Origin of the sequence: Neoroseomonas soli, from assembly GCF_018129065.1 — a bacterium.
Lineage (GTDB): Bacteria > Pseudomonadota > Alphaproteobacteria > Acetobacterales > Acetobacteraceae > Neoroseomonas > Neoroseomonas soli.
Window position 1 is genome coordinate 1 of sequence record NZ_JAAEDM010000050.1, and the last position, 17343, is coordinate 17343.

At 71.1% G+C, this 17343-nt stretch carries 18 protein-coding genes, 1 tRNA gene and 1 pseudogene; 14 read left to right on the forward strand and 6 right to left on the reverse strand.

Features of this window, described 5'->3' with window-relative positions:
• Window positions 1–1394: pseudogene (locus GXW76_RS16545) on the forward strand (hypothetical protein); the annotation flags it as partial.
• 48 nt (window positions 1395–1442) lie between these two features.
• Here GXW76_RS16545 and GXW76_RS16550 read toward each other — a convergent pair.
• Entirely contained in the window at window positions 1443–3716 is a 2274-nt protein-coding gene (locus tag GXW76_RS16550; protein WP_211863201.1) for an NADP-dependent malic enzyme, read from the reverse strand.
• A 346-nt stretch (window positions 3717–4062) separates the two neighbouring features.
• Here GXW76_RS16550 and GXW76_RS16555 point away from each other — a divergent pair, with 346 nt between their 5' ends.
• The 6 genes from GXW76_RS16555 (at window position 4063) to GXW76_RS16580 (ending at window position 8457) form a co-directional block, all read left to right on the forward strand.
• Window positions 4063–5499: a tetratricopeptide repeat protein gene (locus GXW76_RS16555; protein WP_211863202.1), complete on the forward strand. Its 1437-nt coding sequence runs from the start codon at window positions 4063–4065 to the stop codon at window positions 5497–5499.
• Between the two features lie 147 nt (window positions 5500–5646).
• Window positions 5647–6153 (forward strand): c-type cytochrome, encoded by a 507-nt coding sequence (locus GXW76_RS16560; RefSeq protein ID WP_211863203.1) that lies wholly within the window; start codon window positions 5647–5649, stop codon window positions 6151–6153.
• Window positions 6154–6180: 27 nt separating this feature from the next.
• Complete coding sequence (locus GXW76_RS16565) at window positions 6181–6843, forward strand: hypothetical protein (protein ID WP_211863204.1); 663 nt, start codon at window positions 6181–6183, stop codon at window positions 6841–6843.
• Window positions 6844–6858: 15 nt separating this feature from the next.
• Entirely contained in the window at window positions 6859–7524 is a 666-nt protein-coding gene (locus GXW76_RS16570; RefSeq protein ID WP_211863205.1) for a glutathione S-transferase family protein, read from the forward strand.
• The gene (locus GXW76_RS16575) at window positions 7524–8027 is read left to right on the forward strand and encodes a VOC family protein (protein ID WP_246514447.1); all 504 of its coding nucleotides are present in this window, start codon (window positions 7524–7526) and stop codon (window positions 8025–8027) included. The genes GXW76_RS16570 and GXW76_RS16575 overlap by 1 nt, the downstream gene beginning before the upstream one ends.
• A 76-nt stretch (window positions 8028–8103) precedes the next feature.
• Complete coding sequence (locus GXW76_RS16580; protein WP_211863207.1) at window positions 8104–8457, forward strand: hypothetical protein; 354 nt, start codon at window positions 8104–8106, stop codon at window positions 8455–8457.
• A gap of 378 nt (window positions 8458–8835) precedes the next feature.
• Here GXW76_RS16580 and GXW76_RS16585 read toward each other — a convergent pair.
• Window positions 8836–8921, reverse strand: a tRNA-Leu gene (locus tag GXW76_RS16585).
• 30 nt (window positions 8922–8951) lie between these two features.
• Here GXW76_RS16585 and lipB point away from each other — a divergent pair.
• Complete coding sequence (gene lipB, locus GXW76_RS16590) at window positions 8952–9614, forward strand: lipoyl(octanoyl) transferase LipB (protein ID WP_211863208.1); 663 nt, start codon at window positions 8952–8954, stop codon at window positions 9612–9614.
• A gap of 126 nt (window positions 9615–9740) precedes the next feature.
• On the opposite strand, the gene GXW76_RS16595 is transcribed toward lipB, so the two are convergent.
• Window positions 9741–10913, reverse strand: coding sequence for a CaiB/BaiF CoA transferase family protein (locus tag GXW76_RS16595; protein WP_211863209.1), 1173 nt, complete (start codon window positions 10911–10913; stop codon window positions 9741–9743).
• 120 nt (window positions 10914–11033) lie between these two features.
• Between GXW76_RS16595 and GXW76_RS16600 the strand changes: the two genes are divergently transcribed.
• From GXW76_RS16600 to GXW76_RS16625, 6 genes are all read left to right on the forward strand, one after another.
• Complete coding sequence (locus GXW76_RS16600) at window positions 11034–11816, forward strand: enoyl-CoA hydratase/isomerase family protein (protein ID WP_211863210.1); 783 nt, start codon at window positions 11034–11036, stop codon at window positions 11814–11816.
• A 114-nt stretch (window positions 11817–11930) separates the two neighbouring features.
• Window positions 11931–12908 carry a Bug family tripartite tricarboxylate transporter substrate binding protein gene (locus GXW76_RS16605; protein WP_211863211.1) on the forward strand — a complete coding sequence of 326 codons (978 nt, stop codon included), beginning with the start codon at window positions 11931–11933 and terminating at the stop codon, window positions 12906–12908.
• 40 nt (window positions 12909–12948) lie between these two features.
• The gene (locus GXW76_RS16610; RefSeq protein WP_211863212.1) at window positions 12949–13917 is read left to right on the forward strand and encodes a Bug family tripartite tricarboxylate transporter substrate binding protein; all 969 of its coding nucleotides are present in this window, start codon (window positions 12949–12951) and stop codon (window positions 13915–13917) included.
• A 198-nt stretch (window positions 13918–14115) separates the two neighbouring features.
• Entirely contained in the window at window positions 14116–14322 is a 207-nt protein-coding gene (locus GXW76_RS16615) for a cold-shock protein (protein WP_211863213.1), read from the forward strand.
• 59 nt (window positions 14323–14381) lie between these two features.
• A complete protein-coding gene (locus tag GXW76_RS16620) occupies window positions 14382–14549 on the forward strand; it encodes a hypothetical protein (protein WP_211863214.1) in 168 nt (55 codons plus the stop codon).
• Between the two features lie 22 nt (window positions 14550–14571).
• Entirely contained in the window at window positions 14572–14802 is a 231-nt protein-coding gene (locus GXW76_RS16625; protein WP_211863215.1) for a hypothetical protein, read from the forward strand.
• 37 nt (window positions 14803–14839) lie between these two features.
• Here the strand turns inward: GXW76_RS16625 and GXW76_RS16630 are convergent, their stop codons facing one another.
• From GXW76_RS16630 to GXW76_RS26015, 3 genes are read right to left on the reverse strand one after another with little or no spacing between them, the layout of a single operon-like run.
• The gene (locus GXW76_RS16630; RefSeq protein ID WP_211863216.1) at window positions 14840–16210 is read right to left on the reverse strand and encodes an MmgE/PrpD family protein; all 1371 of its coding nucleotides are present in this window, start codon (window positions 16208–16210) and stop codon (window positions 14840–14842) included.
• Between the two features lie 10 nt (window positions 16211–16220).
• The gene (locus tag GXW76_RS16635; protein WP_211863217.1) at window positions 16221–17195 is read right to left on the reverse strand and encodes a hydroxyacid dehydrogenase; all 975 of its coding nucleotides are present in this window, start codon (window positions 17193–17195) and stop codon (window positions 16221–16223) included.
• A gap of 8 nt (window positions 17196–17203) precedes the next feature.
• A complete protein-coding gene (locus GXW76_RS26015) occupies window positions 17204–17335 on the reverse strand; it encodes a hypothetical protein (RefSeq protein WP_272876087.1) in 132 nt (43 codons plus the stop codon).
• Between the last annotated feature and the right edge of the window lie 8 nt (window positions 17336–17343).

Genomic DNA, 17343 nt, shown 5'->3' on the forward strand with positions numbered 1-17343 from the left:
GGGCGCCCACGGTGCCTGCGGTTCCGGCCACGCCGCCCACGGCGCAGGTGCCGGGCAAGCCTTCCGGCCCGCCTTCGGCCCAGGCTCCGGCCCCGGTCGCGCCGGCCCCGCAGGCGCTGGCCCCGGTGCCCATCCCGCCGAACGAGCCGGCCGCCCTGACCCGGCTGCGCGGCCTGCTCGGCGCGGATGTCCGCCTCTCCTACGGCTCGGCCGAGGCGCTGGACCAGGCCGGCGAGCAGGTCCGCATGACCGCCGTGGTGCTGGAACGGCCCGGCAGCCGCGCCACCATGGAGGACCTCCGGATCAGCGGCCTGCGCCAGGACGGCGTGGCCGAGGCGGTCGCGCGCGGCTTCGCGACCGAGGAAGCCGGCACGCGCGTGCGCATCGGCATGATCCGCCTCGCCGGCCTGACCGTGGCGCGCGACCCCGGCGGCGCGCCGCCCGACCCCGACAAGGTGCGGCTCGACGCGCTGCGCATCGAGGGGGTGGAGGCCACCGGCACGACGACCATGCGCCTCGCCGTCGCCTCGGTGGAGAATTGGGTGGCCGGACAGCCTTCCAGCGTGGCGCTGGAGGGGCTGGAACTCGGCGGCCTCGACGGCGGCATCGTGGATGCGCTGAGCCTCGCTCGCTTCAGCATGACCGGGCTGGATTTCGGCACCACGCTCACCGCGCTGATGCGCCAGCAGACGCCGCCGAGCCTGGTGGGGCGCGCGGCCGTCGAACTCGATGGGTTGCAGTTCACCGGCGGCGGGCGGCCGGTCGGTGCCCTGCGGGAGATGCGCGTCGGCGCGGATGTCGCGCGCACCGACGGCAGCGGCACCGCCACGATCGCGTTGCGCGGCATCCGCGTGGAACCGCTGCCGATGATCGCCGACTGGCTGACGCGCTTCGGCTACCAGGCGATCGAGGGCGAGATCACCGCCGACACCACCTATGACGGTGCCGGCGGGCGGATCGAGATCCGCAACCTGTCGGTCGCCGGCAACGAGGTGGGCACGCTCTCCTTCGCGCTGGCGCTGGACGGGCTGACGCAGCAGCAGGCGCAGGCGTCCGACTTCTCCACCATGCGGCTGATCTCGGTGGGCGTGCGCTATGCGGACGCCTCGCTGTTCCGCCGCTTCATCGCCATGCAGGCGGCGGAGACACGCACGCCGGAACCGCAACTGCGCGAGCAGTTCGCCGCCATGGCCGGCGGTGCGCTGACGCAGCCCGGGGCCGCGGCGCTCGACCCCATCCGCGACGCGGTGCAGCGCTTCATCCGCGGTCAGGCGCAGACGGTGGAGATCCGCGCCAACCCGCCCCAGCCGGTGACGCTGCAGCAGATGCAGGGCGCGCCGCCGAGCCCGGCGGATGTCCAGCGCATCTTCGGCATCACCGCCGAGGCGCGCTGAAGATCGCGGGAGGGGGCCGGGCGCTCCCCTCCCGCCCCCCCGAACGCCTTATGCGGCCGCGTTGGCCTGCGCGACCGCCAGCGCCGTCACGTTCAGGATGCCGCGCGCGGTCACGCTCGGCACCAGCACGTGGATCGGCTTGTTCATCCCGAGCAGCAGCGGGCCGAGCTGCAACCCGTCCGTCGCCGCCTTCACCAGGTTGAAGGCGATGTTGGCGGCGTCGATCCCAGGCATGACCAGCAGGTTCGCCGCCCCCTCCAGCGGGCTGTCGGGCACGGCGCGGGCGCGGATGGCCGGGATGAGCGCGGCGTCGGCATGCATCTCGCCGTCCACCTCCAGCTCCGGGTCCTGCCTGTGGATCAGCGCCAGCGCCTGCCGCATGCGCCGGGCCGAGGGCGCGTGGGAGGCACCGAAGGAGGAATGCGACAGCAGCGCCACCTTGGGCGTGATGCCGAAGGTCCGTACCTGCTCGGCGGCGAGCAGCGTCATCTCCGCGATCTGCTCGGCGCTCGGCTCCAGGCAGAGATGCGTATCGACGACGAAGAGATGGTCGCCCGTGCGCGTGATGAGCCCCGAGAGCGCATAGACACGACCGACATCATCGCGCTTGCCGATGATGTCGAGCACGTGCCGCCACTGCCCCATCCAGTCGCCGGTCCCGCCGCAGATGGCGGCATCCACATGGCCGGCTTCCAGCAGCAGGGAAGCGGCGACGGCGGCGCGCGTCCTGACGCGCTTGGCCGCGGCATCCGGCGGCGTGCCGCGGCGGCCGACCTTGAGGCGGTACAGCTCGGTGAGCGGGCCGAACACCTCGGCATCGGCGGTGGGATCGAGCACGCACACGCTCTCGCCGAGGTCCATGCGCAGGCCGAGGGCCTTCACCTTCGCCTCGATCACGGCGCGGCGGCCGACCAGGATCGGCTCGGCGATGCCGTCATCCACCACGGTCTGCACGGCGCGCAGGGTGCGCTCGTCCTCGCCCTCGGCATAGGCGACGCGGCGGGGGCGCTTGCGCGCGGCCTCGAAGACCGGGCGCATCAGGTTGCCGGAGCGGAAGACGTTGCGCTCCAGTTCCCGGCGATAGGCGGCGAAGTCGGCAATGGGTCGCGTGGCGACACCGCTGTCCATCGCCGCCCTGGCGACGGCCGGCGCGATCTCGAGGATCAGGCGCGGGTCGAAGGGCTTGGGGATAATGTAGTCGGGGCCGAAGACCGGCGCCTGCCCGCCATAGGCGGCGGCGACGACTTCCGAGGCCTCGACGCGCGCCAGCGCCGCGATGGCGTCGGCGGTCGCGATCTTCATCGCCTCGTTGATCGTCGTCGCGCCGACGTCGAGCGCGCCGCGGAAGATGAAGGGGAAGCAGAGGACGTTGTTGACCTGGTTCGGGTAGTCGGTGCGGCCGGTCGCCACGATCGCGTCGGGGCGGGCGGCCCGGACGGCCTCGGGCAGGATCTCGGGTTCCGGGTTGGCGAGCGCCAGGACCAGCGGCTTCGGCGCCAGGTGCTTCAGCCATTCGGGCTTGAGCACGCGCGGGGCGGAGAGGCCGAGGAAGACGTCGGCGCCTGGCAGAGCGTCCTCCAGCGTGCGGGCTTCCGTCACGCGCGCCCACTTCGCCTTGTAGGGATCGAGGTCGTTGCGCCCGGCATGCACCACGCCGCCGATGTCGCAGATCGTGACGTTCTCCCGCTTCAGCCCCATCGAGACGAGCAGGTCGAGGCAGGCGAGCGCGGCGGCGCCCCCGCCGGTGTTGACGAGCTTGACGTCCTCCAGCCGCTTCCCCTGCACCAGCAGGCCGTTGCGCACCGCGGCGGCGACGATGATGGCCGTGCCGTGCTGGTCGTCGTGGAAGACCGGGATCTTCATCCGCCCGCGCAGGGTGCGCTCGATGATGAAGCACTCAGGGGCCTTGATGTCCTCGAGGTTGATGGCCCCGAAGGAGGGTTCCAGCGCGGCGATGATCTCGATGAGCTTGTCCGGATCGCGTTCCTCGATCTCGATGTCGATGGAATCGATGCCGGCGAATTTCTTGAAGAGGACCGCCTTGCCTTCCATCACCGGCTTCGAGGCCAGCGCGCCGATGGCGCCGAGGCCGAGCACCGCCGTGCCGTTGGTGATGACGGCGACCATGTTGCCGCGGGTCGTGTAGTCGTAGGCGGCGGCGGGGTCGGCCGCAATCGCCTCGCAGGCCGCGGCGACGCCGGGGGAATAGGCCAGGCCCAGGTCGCGTTGCGTGGCCATGCGCTTGGTCGGCTCGACGGCCAGCTTCCCGGGGCGCGGGAACCGGTGGTAGTCGAGCGCGGCGCGGCGGAAATCCTCGTCCATCAGGGCACCTCCGGGGGCGAGGGTAGAGGCTTTCGCGCCGGTGTGGCAGGGGCCGGGGCGGATTCCTCCCTCGCCCGCCCGCGGCCGGAAGGCGGAAGGGCGTCCATGCCGGGGTGGCGGCCGGCGACGCGCCGGCGGCATGCGCCACGATCGCGGCACGCGCCTGCCCCCGCGCACCATTCGCGCGGCAAGCGACGGACCGCGGCCCGGCCGGCCCGCCCGCCACGAAGGGCCGGCAACGCCGCGGGAACGCAATGATTCCCTCGGCCACCCGACGGGCCTATCCTGTTCGCCGGATCGCCATCGCCTCGATGGCGCGGGCGGACGAAGGCGGGCGGCTTCGTGCATGGACGACAGGCGGCAGGTCGCGCGGATCGTCAGGGACTACCTCGCCCGCGAGCGCATCTCGCGGGAGGAGTTCGCGCACCGCACGCGCCTCGGCCGCTCCACCGTTGACAAGCTGCTGGTCGGGCTGTTCTCCGACCGCACCCTGGCCGTGGTGGAAGGCACCACCGGGCTGACGCTGCGCGGGCCCGTCGCCGCCCCTGCCCTGCCGGACGTGGCGCCCGGCGCGGCGCCGGCGATCGGCGGCGACGACGCGGCCCCGTCCATCGCCGTGCTGCCCTTCGCCTTCATGGGCGAGGCCGGCGCGCAGGACTGGCTGGCGGACGGCATCGCCGAGGACATCACCACCGACCTCGCGCGCCTGCGCTGGCTCTTCGTCATCGCCCGCAATTCCACCTTCACCTACAAGGGCCGCGCGGTGGACGTGCGGGAGGTCGCGCGCGACCTCGGCGTCCGCTACGTGCTCGAAGGCAGCGTGCGCGTCGCCGGCGCGCGGGTGCGCGTCACCGGGCAGCTGGTCGATGCCGGCACCGGGCGGCACATCTGGGCCGAGCGCTACGACCGCGAGCTCGCCGACATCTTCGCGGTGCAGGACGAGATCACCCGCAGCGTCGTCGCCGCCATCGAGCCGCACCTCTATGCCGAGGAAGGCTTCCGCGCCGCCTCCCGCCCAACGGGGAACCTCTCCGCCTGGGGGCTCGCGGTGCGGGCGATGGGGCTGATCAACAAGGTCGGCAAGCGACAGAACGAGGAGGCGCGGCGGCTGCTGGAAGCGGCGATCGCCCTCGAACCGAACTACGCCCGCGCCCATGCGCTGCTCGCCTGGTCGGCCTGGTGGGCGGCGCTCTGCTACTGGTGGCCGGACAATGCGGAGGGCTACCGCGTCGCCGCGCGCCAGGCGGCGAAGGCGGTGGCGCTCGATCCGGCCGAGCCCTGGGCACGCATGGCGCACGGCATCTGCCTGTCCACCGTGCGGCAGCACGAGGCGGGGCTGGTGGAACTGCGCGCGGCGCTCGACCTCAATCCCTGCTTCGCACTCGGGCGCACGATGCATGGCTGGGGGCTGCTGCGCACCGGGCGGATGGAGGAAGCGATCGGGGAAACGGGCCTCGCGCTGCGCCTCAGCCCGATGGACAGCTTCGCGGGGATCTACACGGCGATCCACGGCCTCGCGCTGCTCGGCGCGCGGCGCTTCGAGGAGGCGCTGCCGCATCTGCGCGCCTCGGTGGCGGGCTTCGCGGAATACTTCGGCCCCTACAACACGCTGATCTCCTGCTGCGGTCATCTCGGCCGCATCGAGGAGGCACGCGACTGCATCGCCGCGCGCAACCGCATGGGGCCGCCGATCAGCGTCGGGGTGCTGAGGAGGAACCTGGCAGGCTTCGCGCATGCCAATGTCTTCATCGAAGGCCTGGTGAAGGCCGGCGTGCCGGAATGAGGACCGCCGCGGCCATGTGACCGGGGTCACCGGCGGGAAGACTTCCGGAAAGTGCCGGAAAACTCCGGCGATGGCTCCGGAAAGGTCCGGTCGCGAGATTGGCGCCACCGCGAGGGCCGAGCCCTCCCGCACCGAGGAGCGCCGTTGATGACCAGTATCCTGAGCCGTGCCGCCGTCGCCGCCGCCCTGTTCGCCGCCACCCCGGTGGCCGCGCAGCAGGCTCCGGGCGGGCCGAATGCGCGCGGCGAATACCTCGCGCGCATCATGGATTGCGGCGGCTGCCACACCGGCGGCGCGCTGGCGGGCCAACCAGATCCGCGGCTGCACCTCGCGGGGTCGGGCATCGGCTTCGGCATTCCCGATCTCGGCGTCTTCTATCCGCCCAACCTGACGCCGGACCGCGAGACCGGCATCGGCGCCTGGAGCGAGGCGGACATCATGCGCGCGGTGCGCACCGGCGAGCGACCGGACGGGCGAATCCTGGCGCCGGTGATGCCCTGGCATTCCTATGCCGCGCTCAACGACACCGATGCCCGCGCGCTGGCGCGCTACCTGCGCAGCCTGCCGCCGGTCCGCAACGAGGTTCCGCGCATGGTGGGCGCGAGCGAGACGCCCACCGCGCCGTATCTGAGCGTCGTCGTCCCCGGGCGCTGATCGCGCCCCTGTTGGAGGAGGATCACCATGGCCAGGACTATCGGGATCGATCACGCCGGCATCCGGAAGGGCGTGCTTCTCACCGCGGCCATCCTGGCCGCGGGCCTCGCCGCGAGCGCCCCCACCACGGCCATGGGGCAGGGCGGGCACATGGCGCAGCACCGGGCCTCGGGGCCGATCCGCGCGCCGAACCTGCCGCCCGAACTCGCCGCGGTGCGCGACGCGCTGGAGAGGTACCAGGACCCGCGCGCCGCGATCCGCGGGGGCTACCTCTCGACGCTGGGTTGCGTGGAATATCCGGTGGGCGGGATGGGGGTGCATTTCCTCAACCCCGCGCTGATCGGGCCCACGGCGGACCCGATGCGCCCGCAGATCCTGGTCTATGAGCCCGGGCCGGGCGGCACCCTGCGCCTGGTCGCCGCCGAATGGTTCATCCCGCTGGCGACCGGCGTGGCCGAGCGCCCGACCCTCTTCGGCCGCCCCTTCGACGGGCCGATGGAAGGGCATGAGCCGCTGATGCCGCGCGAACTGCACCACTACGACCTGCATGTCTGGCTGTGGAAGGAGAACCCGGCGGGGATGTTCAACTCGACCAACCCCGACGTCGGCTGCGCGGGCCACGCATTTGCCGAGATGGAACAGCCGCCGGCCACGGTCGCGCACACGCACCAGGCCCCCGCAACCCGGTGAGGGAGGAGACGAACCATGAAGCTCCATTTCTTCGACGGCTCCACGACCTGCCGTCCGATCGTGATGCTCGCGCATGAGGCGGGCGTCCCGCTGGAACTCGTGCCGGTGAACCTTCTCGCCGGCGAGCACATGCAGCCGGACTACCTGGCGAAGAACCCCAACGGGAAGGTGCCGCTGCTCGATGACAACGGTTTCCTGCTGACGGAATCCTCCGCGATCCTGAAGTACATCGCCGAGGTTTCCCACTCGCCCGCCTATCCGTCGGATCCGCAGGGGCGCGCGCGCGTCAACTCGCAGATGGACTGGTTCAACACCGGCTTCTACCGCTGCTTCGCCTACGGCGTGGTCTATCCCGACGTGATGCCGCACACGGCCTACCCACCCGCGGCGCAGGAGGTGGTGACCGCCGCCGCGCGGCAGGAGGCGCAGTCGATGCTGCGCATCCTGAACGACCATATGCTGACAGATGCCGGGGCCTACCTCGGCGGCACGCAGCCCAACCTCGCGGACTTCCTCGGTGTCGCCTTCACCACGATCGGCGAGATGGTCGGCCATGACTTCTCCGACCATCGCCGGGTGGTGCGCTGGATCGCGGCGATGAAGGCGCGGCCGTCCTGGGCCGCGGCGAATGGCGGCTTCGAGGCCTGGCGCGACGCCACGCTGGCGCGGAGGGCCGCGTGATGGACACCCCGGCGCCCGTGAGGGCCTTCCACCACGTCGCCTACCGCTGCGGCGATTCCGGTGCGACGCGACGCTTCTACGAGGATTTCCTCGGCCTGCCGCTGGCCGAGGCCTTCGTCATCGAGCAGACCAAGACCGGTCGCGCGACTTCCGTGCTGCATTCCTTCTATCGCCTGGGGGACGGCACATTCCTGGCGTTCTTCGAGGTGCCGGACAGCCCCTTCCCCTTCAAGGCGCAGCACGATTTCGACCTGCATGTCGCGATGGAGGTCGCGCCCGAGGCGCTGGAACCGATGCTCGCCCGCGGGCGCGCGGCGGGGATCGAGACGCGCGGCCCGGCGGATCATGGCGTCATGCGTTCGATCTACTTCCGTGATCCCGACGGCTACGTGGTGGAACTCACCGCCAAGACGCCATCGCACGACGCGGCGATGGACCCGGCGCGCAACGGCGCGCGGGACAGGCTCGAGGCCTGGCAGCGCCGCAAGGCCACGGCCGCCTGACGAACGAAGCCCGGCCCCCGCGGCGTGCGGCGCAGGGGCCGGGACGAAACCCCGCACGGATCCCGAGGACGGACCCATGCTGACCACGAACGACAATCGCCCCGCGCCCACGCGGGAGGACCTGTTCGGCCCCCTGCGGCCGCCCCGGCACGAAACCCTGCGGCACCTGCTGCAGGCGCTGCTGACGGAGGAGGAGTTGCGCGCGCTGGAAGGCAGGATGCTCGCGGCGATCCCGCTGCTGCGGGCGCAGGCCATCCTGACGCTGATGCTGCCGGCGATGAGCGCACCGGAACGCGCGGCCTTCGTGGCCGAGGCCCGCGCCGTGGCGGAGGACGACTCGGTGGCGGCGGTGATCGAGGGCGCGGCGAAGATCAGCCTGGCGCCGGAGCAGTGGCACGACCTGCAGAAACGACTCGCCCTGGCGGCCTGACGGGGAATGCGAGGCTCCGCCTCGCGCTCCGCCGGGGGGCGCGGCGCCCCCCGGACCCCGCCGAAAGAAACCGCCCTCAATCCAGCGCAACCTGCGGCCCGAGGCCCCTGCCTCGGGCCGGGAGCGCGAAGCGCGACCGCGCCCAGCCCAACAGCCACCACCAACGCGCCAGTCCATGGCGCGAAGCCAAGGCCCGCGGATGCGGGCCGCCCGGCGTCTGAGGGATCAAAAGAATACGGCCCGAGGCCCTGCCTCGGGCCAGGAGCGCGAAGCGCGACCGCGCCCAGACCAACCGCAACCGCCAACGCGCCAGCACATGGCGCGAAGCCAAGGGCCGCGGATGCGGCCCGCCCGGCGTCTGAGGGATCAAATGAAAAATGGTGCGGTCGAGAAGATTCGAACTTCCACGGGGTTGCCCCCACCAGCACCTCAAGCTGGCGCGTCTACCATTCCGCCACGACCGCAAAACCGGTAGAGGGCGCGGCGTATAACCCATGACCGCGCTCCCAGCAAACCCCCCCCCCGAATGGATCGTATCCGAAGGCCGGACGCCCTATGCCGAGGCCCTTTCCGCCATGGAGGCGCAGGTCGCCGCCATCCGCGAAGGCCAGGCAAATGAACGGGTCTGGCTGGTGGAACACGAGCCGACCTACACCGCCGGCACCTCGGCCAGGCCCGAGGACCTCCGGGACGCCCGATTCCCCGTCTTCGCCGCCGGGCGCGGCGGGCAATGGACCTATCACGGGCCGGGGCAGCGGACGGCCTATGTCATGCTCGACCTGACGCGGCCGCACGGGACCGTGCCGGCGCGGGACATCCGGGCCTATGTCCATGGGCTGGAGGAATGGCTGATCCACGCGCTCGGCAGGTTCAACGTCCGGGCCGAACGGCGCGAGGGCCGGGTCGGGCTGTGGGTCGTGAACCGCGCCACGGGCGGGGAGGACAAGATCGCCGCCATCGGCGTGCGGGTGACGCGCTGGGTGTCCTGGCACGGCATCGCGCTGAACGTCGATCCGGACCTGGGCCATTTCGGCGGCATCGTGCCCTGCGGGATCAGCGAGCACGGGGTGACCAGCCTGCACGCCCTCGGCATCCCCGCGACGATGGAGGAGGCGGATTCGGCGCTGCTGGCCGCCTGGCCCGAGGTGTTCGGGTAGGGAGGGCACGGGGCCGCGGGCGGCCCATGCCTGGGGCCGGCCGCAGGGCGAAGTTCCCGGCGCGGTGGCCGGGCGAACGGCAGGGCAAGAGCGAACCCGGGGGAGGTTCCCCTCCCCCGGCCTTGCTCACACCGCCCTGGCGGCCTTCAGCGCGGCGATCTCCGCGGCGCTGAAGCCGAATTCCGCCAGCACCTGCTCGGTGTGCTGGCCGCGTTCCGGCGTCGGGTTCTTCGCGCAGTCCACGCCCGCGATCTGCATCGGCGCGCGCACCACGTTCAGCGCACCGAGGCGCGGGTGCTGCACCGTCATCTCGATGCCGAGGTGCTTCACCTGCTCATCCGCGAAGACCTGGTCCATGGAATAGACCGGGCCGCAGGGCACGCCTTCCTTGTTGAATTTCGCGACCCAGTTCGCCGAGGTGTCGGTCTGCGTCACCTTCTCGAGGATCGCGTTGACCTTCACCCGATTCTGGCTGCGCAGCTTGTCGGTGGCGATGTCGGGGTCCTTCGCCTCTTCCTCGATGCCGAGGACCTTCACGATCCGGTCCCACATCACCTGGCCGCCGCCGGCGATGTTCATCACGCCGTCCGACGTCTTGAACAACCCGGTCGGGATGGTGGTCGGATGGTCGTTGCCGGCCTGCTTCGGCACCTCGTGCTTCATGGTCCAGCGCGTGGCCTGGAAGTCCATCATCGCGACCATGGCTTCCAGCAGGGACACATGCACCCAGCGGCCCTTGCCCGTCACCTCACGCTCGAGCAGCGCGACCATGATGCCGAGGGCGCAGTAGAGGCCGGCCGTCAGGTCGGCGACCGGAATGCCCGCGCGCACCGGCCCCTGGCCCGGCAGGCCGGTCACGGACATCAGCCCGCCCATGCCCTGCGCGATCTGGTCGAAGCCCGGGCGCTTCGCATAGGGCCCGTCCTGCCCGAAGCCGGAGATCGAGCCGAGCACGATGCGCGGGTTGATCGCGGCGAGGCTGTCGTAGTCGATGCCGAGGCGGGTCTTCACGTCGGGGCGGTAGTTCTCGACCACCACGTCGGCCTTGGCGACCATGCGCCGGAAGGCGGCCAGGCCCTCGGGCGACTTCAGGTTCAGCGTCATGCCGCGCTTGTTGCGGTGGACGTGCTGGAAGTCCGGGCCGTCGCGCTCGCCGCCCAGGCCCTTGCCGGTGTCGACCTCGTCCGTTGCCTCGATCTTGATCACGTTGGCGCCCCAATCGGCAAGCTGGCGCACGCAGGTCGGGCCGGACCGCACGCGGGTCAGGTCGAGGATGGTGAAGCGGGACAACGGCATCATGGTCTTGGATCCTCCAGGCCGCCTCTGTTCGCATCGCGGCGGCGGATCGGCAAGACACCCGCTTGACGGCCCGCCCCATCCCGTTACGCCTTGCACGACACCAAATCGGGACGGAGCGCCATGAGCGACGAGATTCTGCACGAGGTCCGTGAGGGCGGCATCGCCTGGACCACCTTCAACCGCCCGCAGGCGCGCAACGCCATGCTGTTCCCGATGTACCAGCGCATCCAGGAACTGGCCGACGAGATCAGCGCCGACCCGTCCATCCGCGTCTGGGTGCTGACCGGCGCCGGCGGCAAGGCCTTCGCCTCGGGCACCGACATCAGCCAGTTCCGCGAGTTCAAGACGGCCGAGGACGCGCTGGGCTACGAGGCTCGCATCGACAAGGTGCTCGGCGCGCTCGAGAACTGCACCAAGCCGGTGATCGCCGCGATCGCGGGCGCCTGCACCGGCGGCGGCCTCGGCATCGCGGGCTGCTGCGACATCCGCATCTGCGACGCCTCCGCGCGCTTCGGCCTGCCGATCGCGAAGACGCTCGGCAACATCCTCAACATGCACAACTTCGCGCGCTTCTACGCCCTGGTCGGCCCGGCCGCGATCGCCGAGATGATCATGACCTCCCGCCTGTTCAGCGCGGCGGAGGCGAAGCACATCGGCCTGGTCTCCGAGGTGCTGGAGACGCCGGATGCCGTTGCCGCCCGCGCCATGGAACTGGCGACGACGATGACCGGCCTTGCGCCGCTGACGATCAAGGCGACGAAGGAAGCCCTGCGCCGCCTGCGCAAGGCGACCAGCGATGTCGAGGGCGACGACCTGGTGACCATGTGCTTCACCAGCGCCGACTTCCAGGAAGGCGTTGACGCTTTCCTCAACAAGCGCGCCCCAAAGTTCCAGGGCAAGTGAGCCACTGCCGCACCGGCGCACGCGTGGCCGATGACCTGCGCGCGCATGCGCGCGCAGGTCTGCATCGGTCACGCCAACGATAAGGCGCCGGGCGGCCAGCCGAGAGGAAACGCCATGACCATCCGTATCTCCCGCCGCGCCCTGGGCGCGGCGGCGCTCGCGCCCCTGCTGCCGGCGCCGGCGATCGCCCAGGCCTATCCCAGCCGTGCCATCACCCTGCTGGTCGGCTTCGCGCCCGGCGGTGGCACCGACATCATCGCCCGCTTCCTCGCGCCCTCGCTGCAGGAGGAATTCGGCCAGACCATCGCGGTCGAGAACCGGCCGGGTGCCTCGGGCACGCTGGCGGTGCTGGCGATGTCGCGCGCGCGGCCGGACGGCTACACCATGCTGATGACCACGATCAGCGCCTCGGCCGTGGTGCCGCCGCTGATGAGCCCGCCGCCCTTCGACATCCGCCGGGACCAGACCGCGGTGGTGCATGCGGCGACCGTGCCGCTGGTCGCCGTGGTGCCGACGAACTCGCCCTCGCAGACCCTGCCCGAGTTGCTGGCCCGCGCGCGGGAGAATCCGGGCGTGCTCAACTACTCCTCCTCGGGCGTCGCGACGCAGCAGCACCTGGCGGCGGAATTGCTCGCTTCCCAGGCGGGCGTGCGCATGACGCACGTGCCCTTCCGCGGCACGGGCCAGGCGGTGAACGAGATCCTGGCGGGGCGCATTGACCTCGCCATCGACACCTTCCCGACCTACCTGCCGCATATCCGCGCGGGGCGCGTGCGGGCGCTCGCGGTCACCATGCCGCAGCGCGTGGAATGGCTTCCCGAGACGCCGACGGTCGCCGAACTCGGCTTCCCCGGCTTCGATGCCGTGGTCTGGTACATGCTCATGGCCCCGCCCGGCGTTCCGCAGCCCATCGCCGACCGCTGGGTGGCCGCGGTGAACAAGGCCTACGCCAACACGGAACTGCGCAAGCGCATCAGCGATGCCGGCTTCATCATCGGCGGCGGGACGCAGCAGGAAGCGGCGACCATGCTGACCCGCGACGCCGACCGCTATGCGGAACTGGTGCGCAACGCCAATATCCGCCTCGACTGACCCGCGCTATCGTGGCGCGCCGACCGCCGGGAGACGCGCCATGATCCTCTATCGCCGCAGCCTTCTCGCCACCGCGTTCATCGCCGCACCCGCGGTGGCCCGCGCACAGGGCGGCTATCCCAGCCGCCCGATCCGCGTCGTGGTGCCCTTCGCCGCCGGAGGGATCATCGACGTGGTGGCGCGCATCGTGGCCGAGCCGCTCTCCCGCAGGCTCGGCCAGCCGCTGGTCATCGAGAATGCGCCCGGTGCCGGGAGCACGATCGGCGCGCGCACCGTCGCCCGCGCGCCGGCCGATGGCCACACGCTGCTGCTGAACGGGGCGGCGCACGGCGTCATCCCGGCGCTCTACCCCGATGCCGGCGTGGATCCGGTGACCGACTTCGCGCCCGTCGCGCTGCTCGGCGAGCAACCCTTCGTCGCGGCAGTGCATCCGTCCGTCCCGGCGCGGGACGTACCGTCGCTGCTCGCCTGGCTGCGATCGAAGAACGGCGACGCGACCTTCGCCACGACCGGCATCGGCGCGGCGTCCCACCTGGCGGGGGAGCTTCTGAAGAAGCTCGCGAACGTGGACTTCACCATCGTCCAGTACCGCGGCACGCCCGCGGCGGTGACGGATTTCGTCGCCGGCCGCGTCGAATTCATGATCGACAGCCAGACGCTGCTCGCGCCGATGATGCAGGACGGGCGCGCCCGCGGCATCGCGGTCACGACCGCGCGCCGGTCGCGCCTGCTGCCCGACCTGCCGACGCTGCAGGAAGGCGGCGTGGCGGGCTACGAGACATCCTCCTGGCAGGCGCTCTACGCACCGGCGGGCACGCCGCCCGGGATCCTTCGCATGCTTTCGAATGCAACGCTGGAGGTCCTCGCCGACCCCGCCGTGCAGCAGCGCTATGCCGAACGCGGCGTGGAACCGCGCGCGGGGGACAGCGCGGCGCTGCGGGACTTCCTCAAGGCCGAGATGAACCGCTGGCTCCCGATCCTGCGCGCGACGGGGGCCCGCGCCGGCTGACGCCGATCGCAGTTGCTTTCGGGGGGTGGACGGTCCATATCCCTCTCGTCACCTCGTCCGGTCCGCTTCGTCGGGCCTCGCTCTCCGTGCCTTCCTTGGTTGAGCTTCAGCGATGGCTGGCCCGTCGCGCGCTTGCGCGCGCCGGCTTCACCGGTCCGCATGTCGCGCGCCGGCAACGCTCAACCCGGAGTGATCGGCATGAGCATCGGTACCGTCAAGTGGTTCAACGCAACCAAGGGTTATGGCTTCATCCAGCCGGATGACGGCGGCAAGGACGTGTTCGTCCACATCAGCGACGTGCAGCGCTCGGGCCTCAACGGCCTGAACGAAGGCGACAAGGTCGAATTCGAGTTGCAGCGCGGTCAGCAGGGCAAGGTTTCGGCGGGCAATCTTCGCCTCGCCTGAACCTTCCAAGGGGCGGCCTCCGGGCCGCCCTTTCCATCTCAGACACCCGGAGCAAGCCCATGGCACGCAAGCCGAACTACGGCCAGCAGCGGTCCGAGGTGAACCGGGCCAAGCAGGCGAAGAAGGAAGCCAAGCAGCGCGAACGCGATGAAGCGGTCGCGAAGCGCAAGGCCTCCGGACTCGACCCCGAGCCCCCCACCGACGCCGAAAAGTCCGCGCGCGACTGACGCGCGGAAGGAGCCTACCCCAATGGCCGCGAAACCAGGCAGCAAGTCCGCCTTCGTACTGTTCGACGTGATCTACGAGGACGGCAGCCGCCGCTCGAACCGCAAGGTGCCGGCGGACATCCTCGGTGGGCTCGACGGCGACGAGCCGGCGCGCAAGGTCATCCAGGAACAGGACAACGAGATCGCCAAGGCGTCCGGCAAGCCGCCCCTGTCGATCGCGCAGCTTCTGCGCGTGGGCGGCAAGAAGAAGTAGGCGAGGGGGGCTCCAGGCCCCCCCCCCGGCCCCGCCGCTACTCGGCGGCGCGCGCCCTGCCGGCGACCAGCGGCACGACACCCGGCAGTGCTGCACCTTCCCAGAGTTGCGCCAGCAGTGCCTTGGCCTGCGCCGCGCCGACCGCGTCCGAGGTCAGTTCCAGGAACTTGTCCGACAGGTCCTGATCCGTCAGCGGCGCATCCGGGTCGCCCTTGCGCGTGTGCTGGTGGCGGTTCAGCACGCGGCCATCCTTCAGCGTGATCGTCACCTTGGCCGAACGCTTCGCCGGGAAGGCGGCGGCGCATTCGGAATCGAGCGCGACGGTCACCTTTCCCATCAGCGCACGGGTCGCCGGGTCGGTCAGGCGCGCCGGCTCGAAGGCCGCGAGGCGCACGCCGCCATGCAACAGCATGGTCGCGACGGTGAACTGCGTCGAGAAGCGGCAATCCTGCTCGGTCTGCGCGTTCGGGCGGTCGCAGACCTCCTTCGTCGCCTTGTAGCCGCCGATGGCGACGGAGACGACGTCCTCAACCTTGAAGCCGTTCTCCAGGTGCAGGTCGCGCACGGCGTCCAGCGCCGCGAAGATGTGGCCGCAGCAGCCGTGGTTCTTGAAGGTCATGTCGGTGATGGCGAAGGGCTGGCCGATCCTCGCCAGCGACTTCTCCCACTTGCCGGTGTCCTCGCTGGTGGCCGCCGCGAAGCCCGCGGGTCCGTTCAGCACATCGAGCGCGCCGGTCATGCCCTTCGCCGCGGCCATCGCCGCGAGCGCGCCCGCTTCCGCCGCATGGCCCGGATGCAGCGGCTTGGACATGCCTTCCCCGCGGAAGGCCTGCTGGAGACCGGAAGCCATCGTCGCGGCGGTGGCGATCGCATGCGCCGTGCGTTCCGCGTCGCAATCCAGCAGCACGGCGACCGAGGCCGCGGCGCCGAAGGTCCCGACCGTGCCGGTCGTGTGCCAGTAATCGTAGTGGGAGGGCTGCACCGCCAGGCCGATGCGGCAGGATACCTCATACCCCGCGGCCAGCGCGCGCAGCAGGGTGTCCATGTCCGTCCCGCGCGCCTGCGCGGCCGCGAGCGCCGCCGCGATGGTCGGGCAGCCCGGGTGATAGACGGCGTAGCGGTAGATGTCGTCGAACTCGACCGTGTGCGACGCCGTGCCGTTCACCAGCGCGGCGTGGCGCACCGGCACGCGACGGCCGGAGACATAGCACACCGCGCCGCCGCCCCCGCGCGTCTCGTCCTCGAGCGCGGCGGACATCAGCGTCGCGGGCGGCCGCCAGGCGCCTGCCAGCAGCGCGGCGAACCAATCCACCAGCGCGCGGCGGGCATGGCGCGCGACATCGGCATCGAGCGGCCGTGACCGCCAGGACGCGGCATGATCGGCGAGGACGGGAAGCGGGTTCGTCATGGCGTCCTGCTCACGCGTTGCCGCGGAGCACCTCCTTGTTGATGACGACGTCGGGGTCGAGCCGACCCTTGAGGTGGGAGATGATGCTCTCGGCGCAGGAAAGCCCCATGCGCCGCGTGGACTGCTCCGTCGCCGCCGCGGAATGCGGGGAGACGACGACGTTCGGGAAATCGAGGAAGGGCAGCTTCGTCGCGACGGGTTCCTCCCAGAACACGTCGAGGCCTACGGCGCCGAGATGGCCGGACTTCAGCGCATTGGTCAGCGCCGCCTCGTCCACCAGCGTGCCGCGTGCGGTATTGATGTAGGCCGCCCCGGGCTTCATGGCGGCGAGGAATGCGCCATTCACCATGGCCCGCGTCTCCTCGTTGGACGGGCAATGCGTGGTCACGATATCCGCCTGGGCCAGGCCCTCGTGCAGCACCTTCACCGGGGTGAACCCCGCACCCTTGATGGTGTTCTGCGGGATGTAGGGATCATGGACCAGCACATCCATGCCGAAGGCGGCGCAGAGCCGCGCGACGCGCCCGCCGATCCGCCCGAAGCCCACCACCAGCACCGTCAGCCCGGCAAGGTCCAGGGTCCGCAGGGAAGGCTTCGGCCCCCAGTCCAGCGCCTTGGTGTTGCGGTCGTAGTCGATGGTCCGGCGCGCGGTGGTCAGCATCAGCATCAGCGCGTGCTCGGCGACCGAGACGGCATTCGCGTCCGGCGTCACGGTCAGCGGAATGCCGCGTTCGGTCAGCGCCTTCACGTCCACCGCGTCATAGCCCACGCCATGCCGTGCGCAGATGCGCAGCATCGGCGCGTTGTCGAGGAAGGCGCGGTCGATCTTCGTCGCGCGGACGATGATCGCGTCCGCGGTCTTCATCGGCTCGCGCAGCGTCTCGGGCGTGACCTGTTCGAGCATGGTGACGGTGAGCCCCGGCTCCGCCCGCAAGCGCGCCATGGCGTCGGGGTGCAGCGGGCGAAGGCAGACGACGTGCGGCATGGACGTTCCTATTCGACGGTGGCACCGGAGATGCGAACCAGCTCCGCCCATTTCGGGATCCTGGTCGCGATGAAGGCGGCGAATTCCTCGGGCGAGGAACCGACGGGCTCGCTGCCCTGCTGTGCCAGCCGGGCGCGCATGTCATCGG

Excerpts from the sequence above, each read along its gene's own strand:
- GXW76_RS16550 (WP_211863201.1), bottom strand. The coding sequence starts at position 3,716 with ATGGACGAGGATTTCCGCCGCGCCGCGCTCGACTACCACCGGTTCCCG.
- GXW76_RS16620 (WP_211863214.1), top strand. The coding sequence starts at position 14,382 with ATGGCACGCAAGCCGAACTACGGCCAGCAGCGGTCCGAGGTGAACCGG.
- GXW76_RS16580 (WP_211863207.1), top strand. The coding sequence starts at position 8,104 with ATGCTGACCACGAACGACAATCGCCCCGCGCCCACGCGGGAGGACCTG.
- GXW76_RS16560 (WP_211863203.1), top strand. The coding sequence starts at position 5,647 with ATGACCAGTATCCTGAGCCGTGCCGCCGTCGCCGCCGCCCTGTTCGCC.
- GXW76_RS16600 (WP_211863210.1), top strand. The coding sequence starts at position 11,034 with ATGAGCGACGAGATTCTGCACGAGGTCCGTGAGGGCGGCATCGCCTGG.
- GXW76_RS16570 (WP_211863205.1), top strand. The coding sequence starts at position 6,859 with ATGAAGCTCCATTTCTTCGACGGCTCCACGACCTGCCGTCCGATCGTG.
- GXW76_RS16635 (WP_211863217.1), bottom strand. The coding sequence starts at position 17,195 with ATGCCGCACGTCGTCTGCCTTCGCCCGCTGCACCCCGACGCCATGGCG.
- lipB (WP_211863208.1), top strand. The coding sequence starts at position 8,952 with ATGACCGCGCTCCCAGCAAACCCCCCCCCCGAATGGATCGTATCCGAA.
- GXW76_RS16595 (WP_211863209.1), bottom strand. The coding sequence starts at position 10,913 with ATGATGCCGTTGTCCCGCTTCACCATCCTCGACCTGACCCGCGTGCGG.
- GXW76_RS16630 (WP_211863216.1), bottom strand. The coding sequence starts at position 16,210 with ATGACGAACCCGCTTCCCGTCCTCGCCGATCATGCCGCGTCCTGGCGG.
- GXW76_RS16575 (WP_246514447.1), top strand. The coding sequence starts at position 7,524 with ATGGACACCCCGGCGCCCGTGAGGGCCTTCCACCACGTCGCCTACCGC.
- GXW76_RS26015 (WP_272876087.1), bottom strand. The coding sequence starts at position 17,335 with ATGCGCGCCCGGCTGGCACAGCAGGGCAGCGAGCCCGTCGGTTCCTCG.
- GXW76_RS16610 (WP_211863212.1), top strand. The coding sequence starts at position 12,949 with ATGATCCTCTATCGCCGCAGCCTTCTCGCCACCGCGTTCATCGCCGCA.
- GXW76_RS16605 (WP_211863211.1), top strand. The coding sequence starts at position 11,931 with ATGACCATCCGTATCTCCCGCCGCGCCCTGGGCGCGGCGGCGCTCGCG.
- GXW76_RS16615 (WP_211863213.1), top strand. The coding sequence starts at position 14,116 with ATGAGCATCGGTACCGTCAAGTGGTTCAACGCAACCAAGGGTTATGGC.
- GXW76_RS16565 (WP_211863204.1), top strand. The coding sequence starts at position 6,181 with ATGGCCAGGACTATCGGGATCGATCACGCCGGCATCCGGAAGGGCGTG.
- GXW76_RS16625 (WP_211863215.1), top strand. The coding sequence starts at position 14,572 with ATGGCCGCGAAACCAGGCAGCAAGTCCGCCTTCGTACTGTTCGACGTG.
- GXW76_RS16555 (WP_211863202.1), top strand. The coding sequence starts at position 4,063 with ATGGACGACAGGCGGCAGGTCGCGCGGATCGTCAGGGACTACCTCGCC.